The following is a 14,788-nucleotide window of genomic DNA, read 5'->3' on the forward strand; positions in this document are numbered from 1 at the left end:
GATTTCTTTCCACTAAAAAAAGCGTTACCTAAGAAAAGCCAAGAAGTGTGTACTTGGTACTTTGCTGTTTGACAGGCGAGATATCTGCTTCTCTTACAGACTAACTCTTATTTTTATTGTTAGAAAGATTAGTTAACTTACTTCTTGCAGGGGCAGCGTTTATTGCTTGCCTCATCTTTTGTTGTGGAAAATACACGTAAACATAAGTTAGTGGAAGAAATATGCACATATAGTTTTTTTACTGGGTTGCACATGTTTGCACAAACTCACAAAGTACGACATATTTCTGGAGCACCTAATGCTTCCCGAACTTCTATACGTTGAATAAAAAAGGATAACCATTCTCAATTGATGGTTTTAATAAGTTGTATTAGTACATATGTCTCTATGGTAAAATATTCTGTCCTATTATGTAATAACATATCTCCATAACCTTCTACATTATAACATTAATTTCGTTATTTTTCGGCTAAATTTTTATTACAATTTCATTTCAATGGGAATAAATTAGAGAGAAGAGGAAAAATAAGCCTTATTGCTTTTGGAAAAATCCCTTTTCATCTGCTTTTATATTGATTTTTAAATTTGAACAAATGATGAACTCTTTTATCATTTGGAGCATGCACCTGTTAAATCCCCCCGCATTGTATCATTAAACAAACAACCATTTTTCGTCAAAATGCTCTATTAAAGTGGGAGATGGTACTAATAAGCAAATAAGGGGGAAAAATGCGAAGAAAAATCCTGTAGAAAATAAAAAACGATAGGAGGAAGTACTATGTTGTTTCCAGACCAAGCTACTCACTCTCTATCGTTATACTATTCTCGTTTATTCATTTACTACTGATCGTAAATAAGCGTCAACAAACTCATCAATCTCGCCGTCCATTACGGCTTGTGTGTTACCTGTTTCTTGATCTGTTCGGTGATCTTTCACCATGGAATACGGGTGGAAAACATAAGAACGGATCTGACTTCCCCATCCTATTTCTTTTTGTTCCCCACGAATGGCAGCCATCTCTTGCTTTTGTTTATCTATTTCTAATTGATACAGTTTGGCTTTCAACATCTTCATCGCTTGCTCACGATTTTTTATTTGCGAACGTTCTGATTGACACGTCACAACTGTATTGGTTGGCAGGTGGGTAATCCTGACAGCAGAGTCTGTCGTATTGACATGCTGTCCCCCAGCGCCACTGGAACGGTAGGTATCAATTTTGATATCATCAGCATTTACTTCAATATCTATATCATCATCTAATTCAGGTGTTACATCACACGATACAAAAGAAGTATGGCGTCGGCCAGATGAGTCAAAAGGTGAAATTCGCACTAAGCGGTGTACACCCTTTTCAGCTTTTAGGTAACCGTAGGCATTATGTCCTTTGATCAACAAGGTAACACTTTTCACACCGGCCTCTTCACCTGGGAGATAATCCAAGGTTTCGACTTTATATCCTTTAGCATCTGCCCATCTCGTATACATACGTAACAGCATACTGGCCCAATCTTGAGATTCCGTTCCGCCAGCACCTGGGTGCAGCTCTAATATTGCATTGTTTTTGTCATATGGTTCATTAAGCAGAATAAATAATTCAAATTGATTGAGAGCCTCTCCTAAGGCTTGGGCTTCTGCCTCCAGTTCTTGATGAAGCTCCTCATCATTTTCTTCTTTTACTAATTCATAAGAGACCTCCGCATTCTCCAATGCTTCCTCATTTTTATCGAAGGTGTCTACTAATTCCTTTAAACCATTGGATTCAGCTATCAGCTTCTGTGCTTGCTGTTGATCATCCCAAAAGTTTGGATCAGCCATTTGTTCCTCTAACTCAGCAATACGGGCTCTCTTTACATCTAAGTCAAAGAGACCCCCTAAAATCCGCTAACCGATTAGCCATTTTGTTTAACTGTTGTTTAATTTCTACTAATTCCATTCTTCCACCTCATCTTATCTTCCGTGACAGTGTTTGTATTTTTTTCCGCTGCCACAAGGGCATGGGTCATTTCTGCCTACTTCCTGCGCCTTCACAAATGGTTTCTTGACTTTCTTCTTCTCACTGGTATCGCCTGAAACTTCCTGTGTGTCTTTTACTACTGCTTCACGTTTAATATTCTCTCTGATTTGAGCCTTCATAATGTACTTCGCGACTTCTTCATTAATATTCATAACCATGTCCTCAAACATAGCGAAGCCTTCCATTTGATATTCGCGCAATGGATCATTCTGACCGTATGCACGCAAATGAATTCCTTGACGGAGCTGATCCATTTGGTCAATATGGTCCATCCATTTCGTGTCAACAGTACGAAGTAAAATAACCTTCTCAAACTCACGCATTTTCTCAGGTGTAAATTCTTCCTCTTTATAATCATACTTCTCATTAATTTTTTTCATGACCAATTCGATAATGTCTTGATTATCTTTTCCTTTGAGGTCACTTTCCTTGATCCATTCTTCCTCTAACAAGTTAGCATGAATATACTCGATCAAACCAGATGTATTCATACCTTCTTCTGTATCTTCAGCAATATATGAATTAACCGTATGCTCCACAGATGTGCGGATCATTTGCTCAATAATACCACGGAGGTTATCAGAATCAATTACATCAAAACGTTGTTTATAGATAATCTCACGTTGTTGACGCAAAACATCATCATAGGAAAGGACTGTTTTACGGGCATCATAGTTGTTTCCTTCAACTCGTTTTTGTGCCGATTCTACTGCTCTTGATACCATCTTGCTTTCGATCGGCTGCGAATCATCCATACCTAGACGGTCCATCGCCTTCTTCATGTTATCAGAACCAAAACGGCGCATTAACTCATCTTCCATAGAAAGATAAAACTGTGTAATACCCGGGTCTCCCTGGCGCCCGGAACGACCACGCAGCTGATTATCAATCCGTCTTGATTCATGTCGTTCTGTACCAATAACGGCAAGTCCGCCTAGTTCACGAACACCTTTCCCAAGTTTAATATCTGTACCACGTCCAGCCATATTAGTCGCAATCGTTACTGCATATTGCTGACCCGCATTTTCAATAATTTCTGCTTCACGGTAGTGGTTTTTTGCATTTAAGACATTATGTTTAATGCCTGCCTTTTTTAATAGGCTTGAAATCAATTCTGATGTTTCTACAGCCACTGTACCTACTAGAACCGGCTGTCCGACTTGATGGCGCTGATTAATTTCTTCCACAACAGCCTTAAACTTGCCACCCATTGTCTTATAAATTAAATCAGGTCTGTCCTCACGGATGATCTCTTTATTAGTTGGAATGACAATAACATCCATGGCATAGATACTGCGGAATTCTTCCTCTTCTGTCTTGGCTGTACCAGTCATACCAGCAAGCTTTCCATACATCCGGAAATAGTTTTGAAATGTAATCGAAGCTAATGTCATGCTTTCATTTTGGATAGGCAGTCCTTCTTTTGCCTCAATAGCTTGATGAAGACCATCGCTATATCGACGCCCTTTCATTAGTCGGCCTGTGAATTGATCAACAATCACCACTTGGTCTTCCTCTACCACATAATCTGTATCTTTGTGCATAGACACATGTGCTTTCAGTGCCTGATTAATATGGTGAGTGAGCGAAACATTATTGAGATCAAATAAATTATCGACTTTAAAGAACTTCTCTGCTTTGGTCATACCATCTTCTGACAATTGCACTGCTTTTGTCTTCTCATCATATGTGTAGTCATCTTCTTGTTTTAATGTGCGGACAAACATATTGGCTTGCTGATACAAACTGGCCGATTTTTGTGCCGTACCAGAAATAATCAGTGGTGTTCTTGCTTCATCAATAAGAATGGAATCGACCTCATCTATGATAGCATAGTGCAATGAGCGCTGTACCATTTGTTCTTTGTACAGTACCATATTATCACGTAAATAATCAAAACCAAACTCATTGTTGGTACCATACGTAATATCTGCTGCATATGCGTCACGCTTAGCATCCTTGTCCATCCCATTTTGGTTCAGTCCTACCGATAGCCCTAGGAATTGATATAATTCTCCCATTTGACGTGCATCACGTTCAGCCAAATAATCATTAACCGTAATCACGTGTACACCTTCACCGGTCAAGGCATTTAAATAGGCAGGCATAGTGGAGGCTAGTGTTTTACCTTCCCCTGTCTTCATCTCTGCAATATCACCTTTATGCATAGCAATAGCACCAAGCAGTTGAACATGGAACGGTCGCATACCTAATATTCGCTTAGAAGCCTCTCTAACTACTGCATATGCCTCTACCAAGAGATCATCCAATGATTCCCCTTGTTCATATCTTTGTTTAAATTCCTCTGTTTTATTGGTTAATTGATTATCTGATAGTTGTTGTATCGATGGCTCTAACGCATCTATTTCGTTTGCAAGCTTTTCCATAGTTTTCACTTGGCGTTGGGTACCATCACCGAATACTTTTTTCAATAATCCTCGCATTCTAGCCGCTCCTCTTTTCCATCATGAAATCGATACATTTCCTTAAAATTATTTTCCATTCTTAATCATAACACTTGCACCGCAAAATTGAAAATATTCCGCAAAAAAAGAAGAAAGGAGGAGAATATAAGATTGGAGGGCGATCCTCCTCCTTCGAAAAATGGAGTTACCCTTTTTATACCACACTCTCCCCTAATCTCCAATTATCTAAAAAGGTAAATTGCTAATGATTAGACGTTAAGAAACCTGGTTTCTTTCAGCTGGAAATGTCTTTTTAGCAGGATAACCATTTATTAAAGTTTAAATACTGTTGTTTACCGGTACTTTTTGCAATAGCAAAAAAAGAAACCTTTCATCAAAAAATTTTGGCTATAAGCCATTTTTTTCAATATAATTTTCCGCATAAAAAAACGGTCCACCTAGGTAGACCGTCCTTTCTAAGTATTATATTAACTAGGCTCAATTAGCCCGTATTTGCCATCCCTTCGGCGGTACACTACATTGGTATTACCTGTTACGGCATTTTCGAATACGAAGAAGGCATGTCCTAACATGTCCATTTGCAATACCGCTTCTTCAGAATCCATTGGTTTTAAATCAAACCGTTTTGTTCTTACAATTTCTATTTCATCTTCATCAAATTCATCTGTTTGTCTTGCCTCAACTGCCTCTTTCTCTAGTTCAGCAAATACATGTTTTGGAGAACCTTGCTGACGGAATTTTCGATTTACTTTCGTTTTGTGTTTACGAATTTGTCTCTCTAATTTGTCAACAACAAGATCAATCGCAGCATACAAATCAATGTGCTGTTCCTCTGCTCTCAACAGTAGATTGGACATTGGAATAGTCACCTCTATTTGCTGCTCCTCATTATAGACACTTATATTTACATTTACATCAGAAGTGGGAGGTGTATCGAAATATCTTTCAAGTTTCCCTATTTTACGTTCTACAAATTCCTTAATTGCATTTGTTACTTCTACATTTTCTCCTCGGATGTTGTATTTCATAAAAAGTGTCCTCCTTTCAAACTATAAAGCTAACCTTTAGCTTTATAGTTTAATAATACCACACTTTGGATAAGTTAAACGAATAATATTCATAATTATTTTACAATTTCTTAACGAATAAAAAACATTAGCTTTTCCCCCTTGATTTACCTAACTTTTCCTATCCGAACGAAAAGCGCAAAGGCCCTATTAAAAACGTAGAGATTGGGCTTCTGCAGGGGTTATTTTTTCTGAAATAGCTAATAATGGCGGGTATTGGATGTACTTACTTTACTTTTTAACAAAAACACTTCGTCATAGGGACGAAGTGTTTATTTCTTGGAATCCATAAATCTGCCATCAAAGCTGGCTACATGCTTGTATGGATTCAAATAAGAATCATTTGATTTCGATTGTTTCTTCGTATTGTGCATATCATGCTTGATATGCTTCATAACTAGTGCAAGTGCTTTTTCCAATTGCTGATCAAGCTCGACTGCCTGCTTGCCAAGTGCTATTTCGGATTCTGAAAAAGGCGGGCGGATATTATTTTTACTTTCTTCGCGTTTTGTGATTAATTGCTCGATCCGCTCAATCAATCTGTCTCGTTCCTCTCTTTTTGCCTTGTCTATTAAATCCAATATTTGTTTCGTGGTGTCGATATAGGCGGTAATATGCTTTCTCATGCATTCACACCATTCCCGTGTTGTCTTACTCTCTCTTTTTGAACAACTTCCTTCCATGTGTTACGAAATTCCTCCATAATACCATAGGCTTGATCTAAGGCTTCAAGATCATCTTTTATATTAGCCTGTGTTAAAGAGTGGTAGGCAAAGTCATATAAAGGCATCATTTGCTTAGCAATCGCTGCATTAGGATCGAGAGTCACCATCAACTCACGAATAATATTCTGAGCTTTCTGAATCATCGTATTCTTTTTTTCGTAGTTATTCTCTTCCAGTGCCTTTCTTGCTTGTTTGATAAACTTTAAACAACCATTGTATAACATGAGTGTTAGTTCGCCTGGCGTGGCTGTATTCACAGAATTATTCTGGTATGCTTGATATTGTTGGTAAGCCATACAGAAACACTCCTCTTTTTCACTTAAATTTTTTTATCTACTAAAAACCCCATATATTCAAACATTGATGCATAAAGATCTAACATCTTCTTCGGTGGTATTTCTTTCACCACTTCGTCGGTATCTTTATCTATGATAGTTACAAAATAGCGATCGAGCTTTTCATGCAGCTCATATCGAATCCCTGTATTGGCTGTTTCTAAAAATGAATTAATACCTTCGATCATATTTCCTAACTGTTCTTCTGTTACATCTGATTCTTGCGTTACCATGTTTGTATCTTGTGTCACTTTACTTGTTGTTTGTTCATGGTTATTGGATCGCGCTCTTGCGGATTTGGATTGTTCAGATAGTATGCCTGATTGCATGAGTGGAGACCCAGTGATCATTTTACCAATTTCCATGACAAAGTCAGCTCCTTATTCTCTTTTCTCTTATTATCGGCAACTAACGAAAAATGTTAAATTGTTTTCTTAAGCTATTTAAGAAAATCTATTCATTACAATAAGAAACATCCTCTTGAAGAAAAATAGAGCCCAGACGGACTCTACTTGTTTAACCTTTCATATCAATCTGCTGGCCAAGATGAGGCTGGACAGAGCCTTCCATTAGCTTAATCATCTCTTCTGATTGGACTTGGGCTTGATCGATTGCTTTTTTCATCACGGCAATGTCTACCTGTTGTTTTAACTGGGACTGGTTCATCATCATCGATAAAGCTGCTATATCCATTAAGAAACTCCTCCCTTTACGCCATACCCATGCCGCCAAATTGCTGCATCATATAAGCCATTTGATTATTTGCTTGCTGCATGGCGGTCTCCATCGCTGTAAATTGCTTCCAGTAACGCTGTTCCACTTGGTCTAATCTTCTTTGAAAAGCTTCAATTCGTTTCTCCATATCAGATAAATTACGTCCAATGGTAAATTGGTTATCCGTATAAGAAGCTCGCCCGGCTCGTTCGTAGATGCGGTCCATTGATTGGTTAACCGAATCCGTTAAACGACGAGCAATCCCCTGCCCTTCATAACTGGTCCCATCACCGCGGAAAAGATTTTCCACTGCAGTCGGATCTTCTTCAATGGCTTGCTTTAACTTTGCTTCATCAATCTCTAATTTACCGCCATCCATATAATCTCTAGTTGTAGTAATACCTATCTGTACGAGCTGGCTAAAAGCAGATCCTTCTGCTCCGCTTACTGGTGAATAGAAATCACGCCGCATCTGTGTCAACACATCCTGCAATAACGGATCCCGGCGAAGCAGACCACTTTTCGCCATCTCTTCCCATTCTTCCAGTTGTTTATCAGATAAAGATTCCCGTTCTTCTTCGGTTGGTGCCTCATAATCACGATGGAACGGTTCATTTATTTTTGTGTTAATCGCCTCAATTAACGTGTTGTAGGTATCGACAAATTCTTTAATCCGGTCAAATACTGCTTCTGAGTCATTGGTAACATTTACGGTTACTGCTCCATCTGTTTCCGTAAATGTCTGTTTTAACTGGAAAGTAACACCATCCATTTGAAAATTGTTGGTTGTCCGTTCTGTTGATAAGCCATTAATTGTAAATTTGGCATTTTGACCTGCTTGCATATTGGTTTCACCAAAGCGCAGTGTTTCATTCAAAAAAGCACCTTTTAAACGGATATCTTCTCCATTGTCAGCAAATATACCTGTCTCCGTACGCCGCATGGAAAGCTGGTTAGTAAAAGAATCAAAGGTAAGCGAAACACCTACATCGGCATTGTTCACACGGCTGACCACCTGATTTAATGAATCACTGCCTCGAATAATAAAGTTTTGATAGGTTTCACCCTTGGAGGTGTTCGCACCAATACCAAAACTGGCATAGTTCTGCTGATAGTTTGCTTCGATAGTTGTCTCTTTCGCTAATGGCTCCTGAAACGTCACTCTGCCTGTGCTAACATTGACATTTCCAATCACATTTGACTCATTGCCATCTTCCACCAGCTGATAAACCCCATCATTTTCGCTGGAAGCTAAGAGTTTATAGGTAGTTGGCTCACCATCTTCGTTCGCAGGTGTAATCGTTAAGCTAAAATCATCAGCCACAATTGATTGACCTGACAAATTAATAGAGGTTGTTTCATCTGCAGTTAATGTCCGTTTATCCTGATTACGTCCAGTGGAAGCATATTCAATATGAACAGAGTCTCTCTCCTTAACTGCACCATCCGCAAATTTTATTTCATTACCCTCTAATAGCACCTGATTTGATTTTAACTCGCTTGAGTCAATACCAGTCACCACTTCGTAGCCTTTGCCATTTAATCGCACATTAACAGAGTCCACATCAATATTTCCATCCGTTTCTAAAGTAAAGGATTGATTATTAGCTGTAGCAAGTTGTGAACTGCTGTGAATGGCCCCTTGCTTCCATTCCATACCCTCTGTGAAATTCTGATTAATTAAGGATTTACTTGCATCAAAGTCCTTATCGGCAACCGCCCCACCATTAATCCAAGACGCTGATTTAGCCAATTGACTTACTTCGGAAATTTCAAAGGAAGATTGGCTTGCTGCACTGTTTGCTATTGCAGATATGAAAGCTTCATTGGTAGATGATGTTTGACGGGCACGATATGTACTTGGTCTCGTCATTTCTGCTAGTTTATTACGAAAGTCCAACAATAAAGTATTCATGGAGCGGTAATCATCACGTTTCCACTCCAAGGCTTTCTTTTGTTGTTCCAAGCGTTGAAGCGGCATACTCTCGGCTCTCATTAAATCCTTTACCATTTGCTCAATATCCATCCCACTGGCAAGACCGGTAATTCTCATCTCGTTCACGTCCTTTTTTGTCTATTTAAGTGCGTGTTCAAAAAGTTCGATAAAAAGGGCCATAATCGGTTAGGTTCGCAACGTCCTGGGACTGCGGTTACTCGCCCCACCGAAACCATTTGTTGCAACACCGATACTAGCACATCGTGTGCGTCGAAAGTTCAAGGCGGCGCAGCCTTTGAGCAACCGATCTTGCACGCAGAAAAAGTGACCTTCTTTTTCAAGAAGATGGTCTTGCACGCCGGAAAAGCGATCTTCTTTTCCAAGGAACGGAGCGTATACTTTTAATACGTGAGTAGCGGAAAAGCAAGCCAACGCAGAAATTCGCCGTGTCATTTTTATTGGACTTTTTGAACAACCTCTTTAACTGTATTATCGGATGCCCAGATAAAATGTGAAGGATTAATCGCGAGAAAATTAAATCACAGATCGCAGGTGCTATTTGTTTGTATATCTGTATCTATTTCTGCTGCCATTTCTGCCACAGTTGGTCAATTTGCTGCTTTTCATCACTGGTGAAGGTTTTGCCTCCGTAACGAATATCATCATACCATTCTTGTAATTGCTGTTTCGTTAATTGGTTTTCTGACCGTTCTAATACCTCATGTGCCGTTAAAGCATGGTGCCACTTTTCCTCTTGTTTAACCTCGTTTGCTACATAAAGATACAGTCTTCTTACCCTTTCTTCTGCAGTCTTTGGCTGGTGTGATGTTTTCCTTGTAAAGGTACGTACCCACTTATCCTTTTGTTCTTTGCGCCATTTGCGCCAGTCAAATAGATTTTCTTTCGTATCTTCATAATCCATTGTTGTTTGCTGATGTCCATTTCGGATAAACACCTGTTTTATCGCTCTCCAAAGTGCCGCCCCAATCCGTTTCAGTAAACGGCGGAATTTCTTAAACAACAGAGCGATAACAAATGCAACACCTGCTATTAATAAGATAATCACGAATATTTGCATCAGCAATTCGGTCCATTCTGCAAAGGCAGATTTTTCTTGTGCCGGTTCATCAGGAAACATCGACGGTGCCTGAACCGGCGGCTCTTCTGCAGGTCCACTCTCGCTCGAAAACAGTGATCCTAACCAAATAAAGAACTGAATAATCCCCCTGACCATGTGATATAGCGAGGACTGCACAACTTGGAAGTTCGTAATCACTAGAACAATTGCCAATGTCAGCAGCAGATAGCCTCGATTTAAGGTAGTCATTCCTTTCGATAGCTTCTGTTTCCCCTTTGATAATGACTCTTTTTGCAAATGATTCTGATTAGTTACGAACAGCAACATCACGATAAAGATCAAACCGGCTGTACTAAGCCAAGACAGATAAGGTTGTAATTTTTCCAGAAAGTAAAAAAACAGGTAGCCAATAAAATAACTTGGTAACGATACTGCCCACATCACCATACTCGGCAGTAATTGACCCCAATCTGCATAGGCATATTGAATCCCGCGATAACCTACTACTGACAAGATAAGTATGACAGGAACGATGATCCAAATCGAAGTGGTGATCAACCAACCGGTCAACAATATAACACCAGCTGTAAGTATCAAAGTCCATGCAGGGTAACGACTCAAACTAGCCAGTAAATAACTCAATAAAAACACAACTGCTATACCAATCAACCAATAATAGATACTTGTATCGGAAAACATAAAGATGCCAATTAATAAAAAAATCGGAAAGAAACATAAGCCCTCCATGAGAAGACGCCAGAAAATAGCAAATGATGTCCGTTGTTTACTCATCAGCTTGTCCCCCCGCTTTCTTCAATTGGGATTTCTACAACTTCCACCGCGTTACCTAGTTGTTCAAGAGCAGCAATCTGCCGGTGTACCTTCTCGGTTACTTGCACCGTAAAAATAAGAATATCATGTTTCGTTAATCCAGCCTCGACATCTTCTTGTAAGAAGGCACGAAAATTACGGCTGCGGTCGATCTTCAATTTGGCGATGGCATCCAATAAATAATCCCATTGCTGCCCACTGCTAGACGCCTCCACACGTACAGATGGCTTAATGCGGTCAATGGAATTTGTAAATGGTTCAACAAAGTAACCATTACAGCCAAAACCTGTAGCAATGCCGTTTGCCAGTGTATATTGTGCCAGCGAGGCCGCATAGGCTAACGCCTTCTCTATGGCCTCTGGATACTCCACTGGCAAACGGATATCTTCATTGGTGTCAAAGTTCACATAAATCAACAGGTGATGGTCGGCCGTATAATCTTTTTTGTTTACTTGCAATTGCTGTGTTCTGGCTGTAGCATGCCAATTAATTGATTTTAGTGAATCACCTTGTTGATATTCTCTGACACCAGCTTGCAGGAAAGGATCTTCGATAATCCAGCGCTTAACAGTAATATCCCCTAACCAGCTATGTGATGGAAGCGGTATTTCTTCTAATGGCACCAAAGCAGGAAACACAGTTACTGAGGTCGCTGCTTCAAACGAATCAAATACCTCACCAAAGCCAATCGCATCTCCAGTCGTAACAGCCACCGTCTGTAAAGGATAGTAACCGCGCTTACTGCCAACCAATCGATGCTTACGTGTGATTTTTTGATAAGGCCTAAGACTGAACAATGTGCGGTGAAAAGTCTCTTCTTTTTCCACATTTGTTCCCTCTTTAATTAAGTGGGGACTCATCTTGACCTCCAGTCGTAACCACGGCATAGGCAGCAACTTCTTATTGGCAATTTCATCAACCATTTCAATCGTTTCCCCCGCAAATACTGACCCTTGGCGAAACTGACGGTGATAACTAAGACCACGCAGTCCATACTTGCTATAGATCATACCTTGCAAAAAAATCACCAACAATAAGACGACAATGATCCAGGCAATATTCATCGCTTTTTTCAATCCTTTTCTGGTTCTGTTGGAACAGGAACCTTAGCTAAAATACTTTCTAACACTTGGTCCGTCTCCTCCTGTTTGACACCAATCCGTTTTGCCAAAACAATCCGATGGCCTAACACAGGTTTGGCCATTCGCTTGATATCGTCTGGAATGACATAAGTTCTCCCTTGGAGCAAGGCATATACTTGAACAGCCTTCAATAAAGCCTGACTTCCCCGTGGACTTACCCCTAATATAATTTGTTCATGGTGTCTTGTCTGCTCAATTAACTCTGCCAAATAGTCCAAGACATCTTCTTGAATGGTAACTTGACTGTAAAGCTGCTGCATAGCTGCTACCTCTTCGGTAGTGATTACTGAATCCAGTACAGCCAATGGATTATCACCATTAAACCTCTTCAAAATGGCGATTCCCTCTTCTTTGGTGGGATAACCCATATGGATCTTTATCATAAACCGGTCTAACTGCGCTTCTGGCAAAGGGAACGTACCCTGACTTTCGATCGGATTCTGTGTTGCGATAACCATAAATGGCTGGGCTAAGGTGTGGGTAACACTATCAATTGTGACTTGGCGTTCTTCCATACTCTCTAATAAACTGGATTGGGTTCTCGGTGTCGCTCTATTAATTTCATCTGCCAACAACAGATTAGTAAACACAGGGCCAGGACGAAATTCAAAATCGCCTTGCTGCTGGCGGTAGAAATAAATACCGGTAATATCTGTGGGAAGCAAGTCTGGCGTGAATTGTATCCGCTTAAAATCACCGGCTAGTGAAGTGGCTAAGGACTTTGCTATTAATGTCTTCCCTGTACCTGGTACATCCTCAAGCAAGACATGACCAGAGGCAATCATCGCCACTAGCAATAAATCAATAGTATCCTCCTGTCCCACCACAACCTGACCAATGTTCTCTTTCACTTTGTTTGTTAATACGGGTATCTCTGTTAATTCCATGACAAAACTCCTTTGTAAAGGTTGTTCAAAAAGTCCAACAAAAATGACGGCAAATGTCGGAGTTGGTTTAGATGAGCTTCTACTAAAATCACCCACATCGTGTGGGTAACGCAGAAGTCAGCACTTCCTATGCAAATCCGCTACTCACGTATTAAAAGCTATGTAATATGGAAAACCTTAATTCGCATGCTTCTACCTACACCTTTCGCCTTTCTAACACGTCAAGATGGGGGTTCAACATGCTGTTAGATATCAATTACCAGCAGATTGATTACGCTTTCACCTTTCTCCTTTATACCATTTCTAATTATAGGAAGCAAAAGTTACCTATGCATTCCAGTAAAATCAGTAGTTCACTTAATGCTTTTGTATAGTTTTCTTTCCTGTTTTTTGTTAATCTAGATAGCGGGTACGAATTAGTTATGGTGCAGCACTATAGATAGGAGATGTAAAAATGAAACAGGTCATATTTATAGGTGGAGGTTATGGGGGGATAAACGCCTTACACCAATTAATCAATCAAGGTATTCCAGATGATGTAGAAATCACGCTTATCGACCGTAATCCTTACCATGCATTAAAAACCGAGTTTTATGCCATTGTAGCAGGAACAAAGGCAGATAAGGAAGTGCGGCTTGATTTCCCAAATCATCCGAAAGTGTCTTACCTGTTTGGAGAGATCGTTGAAATAAATACAAAAAACCAGCAGATTCGTTTACGCAATACCGAAGAAAATGTTGATTATGACTATTTATTGGTGGGACTTGGCTGTGAAGATAATTATCATGGTATCCCAGGAGCAATGGAATATACCGAAAGTGTTCAAACCATTGCGAAATCACGACAGGCCAGTATTAAGGTGAATAATCTGCCTGCCTATAGTCAGGTTTCTGTTATAGGCGCCGGATTAAGTGGTATCGAAGTAGCCTCTGAGATACGAGAAAGCCGCCCAGACCTCAAGATTCGTTTGTTAGATCGAGGCGCCTCTGTGTTATCGGCCTTTGATGATAAAATCCAAAAATATGTAGAAGATTGGTTTCGTAATAACCATGTCGATATTCTGCATCATAGTAATGTAGAAGCGGTCGATGAAGGGATTTTCTATAATAACGGTGAGGGAATTGAGAGTGATGTCATTATATGGACAGCAGGAGTTCGTCCTAATTATTTAGTGCGCAGCCTTCCATTTGAAAAAGACCGGCATGAAAAGATTATTGTCAATGAATTCCATCAAGTGCCTTCTCATCCGAATGTTTACATAGTGGGTGATTGCGCTGCATCAGATTACTCACCAAGCGCCCAACTTGCAGGCATTCAAGGAGAGCAAATCGGGACAATACTTTCCGATATCTTACATGATAAACAACCACGCAAACCAAAAGACATTAAGTTAAAAGGGCAGTTAGGATCACTAGGCAAATCAGATGGATTTGGCAATATGTACCGTCAAGCTGTTACTGGATTCCTGCCAAGATTAGCAAAGTCCGGTGTGCTCTGGTTAAATAAACGACATTAATCAACTTTTTGAGGTATTGCGTAAAAAATCAGACATACTCTGGCTATATGTCTGATTTTTTTACATACTTTTGCCCTATCTTTGTAGAAAAAAGACTTTTTTTATTATAAAATAGG

General features: G+C 39.8%; 12 protein-coding genes. 1 reads left to right on the forward strand and 11 read right to left on the reverse strand.

Annotation, left to right across the window (positions count from 1 at the left end; translation table 11 throughout):
• Window positions 1-829: 829 nt before the first annotated feature.
• The 11 genes from prfB to JOD18_RS05110 all read right to left on the reverse strand — a co-directional run bounded on the left by prfB (window position 830) and on the right by JOD18_RS05110 (window position 13,156).
• A protein-coding gene (gene prfB / locus JOD18_RS05060; RefSeq protein WP_204667853.1) for a peptide chain release factor 2 occupies window positions 830-1,934 on the reverse strand; the annotation gives its coding sequence in 2 pieces (ribosomal slippage) (window positions 830-1,861 and window positions 1,863-1,934; 1,104 coding nt in all).
• A gap of 14 nt (window positions 1,935-1,948) precedes the next feature.
• Window positions 1,949-4,459 (reverse strand): preprotein translocase subunit SecA, encoded by a 2,511-nt coding sequence (gene secA / locus JOD18_RS05065; RefSeq protein ID WP_204667854.1) that lies wholly within the window; start codon window positions 4,457-4,459, stop codon window positions 1,949-1,951.
• A gap of 449 nt (window positions 4,460-4,908) precedes the next feature.
• Entirely contained in the window at window positions 4,909-5,469 is a 561-nt protein-coding gene (hpf, locus tag JOD18_RS05070; RefSeq protein WP_204667855.1) for a ribosome hibernation-promoting factor, HPF/YfiA family, read from the reverse strand.
• Between the two features lie 311 nt (window positions 5,470-5,780).
• Entirely contained in the window at window positions 5,781-6,134 is a 354-nt protein-coding gene (gene fliT, locus JOD18_RS05075; protein ID WP_204667856.1) for a flagellar protein FliT, read from the reverse strand.
• Window positions 6,131-6,529, reverse strand: a complete 399-nt coding sequence (fliS, locus tag JOD18_RS05080; RefSeq protein WP_204667857.1) for a flagellar export chaperone FliS — start codon at window positions 6,527-6,529, stop codon at window positions 6,131-6,133. Before fliS ends, fliT begins: the two co-directional genes overlap by 4 nt.
• 23 nt (window positions 6,530-6,552) lie before the next feature.
• The gene (gene flaG / locus JOD18_RS05085) at window positions 6,553-6,933 is read right to left on the reverse strand and encodes a flagellar protein FlaG (RefSeq protein ID WP_204667858.1); all 381 of its coding nucleotides are present in this window, start codon (window positions 6,931-6,933) and stop codon (window positions 6,553-6,555) included.
• Window positions 6,934-7,084: 151 nt separating this feature from the next.
• Window positions 7,085-7,261, reverse strand: coding sequence for a YjfB family protein (locus tag JOD18_RS05090; RefSeq protein ID WP_204667859.1), 177 nt, complete (start codon window positions 7,259-7,261; stop codon window positions 7,085-7,087).
• Window positions 7,262-7,277: 16 nt separating this feature from the next.
• Window positions 7,278-9,335 carry a flagellar filament capping protein FliD gene (fliD, locus tag JOD18_RS05095; protein ID WP_204667860.1) on the reverse strand — a complete coding sequence of 686 codons (2,058 nt, stop codon included), beginning with the start codon at window positions 9,333-9,335 and terminating at the stop codon, window positions 7,278-7,280.
• 460 nt (window positions 9,336-9,795) lie between these two features.
• Window positions 9,796-11,088 (reverse strand): hypothetical protein, encoded by a 1,293-nt coding sequence (locus JOD18_RS05100; RefSeq protein WP_204667861.1) that lies wholly within the window; start codon window positions 11,086-11,088, stop codon window positions 9,796-9,798.
• Window positions 11,088-12,191: a DUF58 domain-containing protein gene (locus JOD18_RS05105; RefSeq protein WP_204667862.1), complete on the reverse strand. Its 1,104-nt coding sequence runs from the start codon at window positions 12,189-12,191 to the stop codon at window positions 11,088-11,090. Before JOD18_RS05105 ends, JOD18_RS05100 begins: the two co-directional genes overlap by 1 nt.
• 8 nt (window positions 12,192-12,199) lie before the next feature.
• On the reverse strand, window positions 12,200-13,156 hold the full coding sequence (locus JOD18_RS05110; RefSeq protein ID WP_204667863.1) for an AAA family ATPase: 957 nt from the start codon (window positions 13,154-13,156) through the stop codon (window positions 12,200-12,202).
• A 454-nt stretch (window positions 13,157-13,610) separates the two neighbouring features.
• Here JOD18_RS05110 and JOD18_RS05115 point away from each other — a divergent pair, with 454 nt between their 5' ends.
• On the forward strand, window positions 13,611-14,672 hold the full coding sequence (locus tag JOD18_RS05115) for an NAD(P)/FAD-dependent oxidoreductase (RefSeq protein ID WP_204667864.1): 1,062 nt from the start codon (window positions 13,611-13,613) through the stop codon (window positions 14,670-14,672).
• The last annotated feature ends 116 nt before the right edge of the window (window positions 14,673-14,788 follow it).

This window comes from Gracilibacillus alcaliphilus (assembly GCF_016909015.1).
Taxonomy (GTDB): domain Bacteria; phylum Bacillota; class Bacilli; order Bacillales; family Amphibacillaceae; genus Gracilibacillus; species Gracilibacillus alcaliphilus.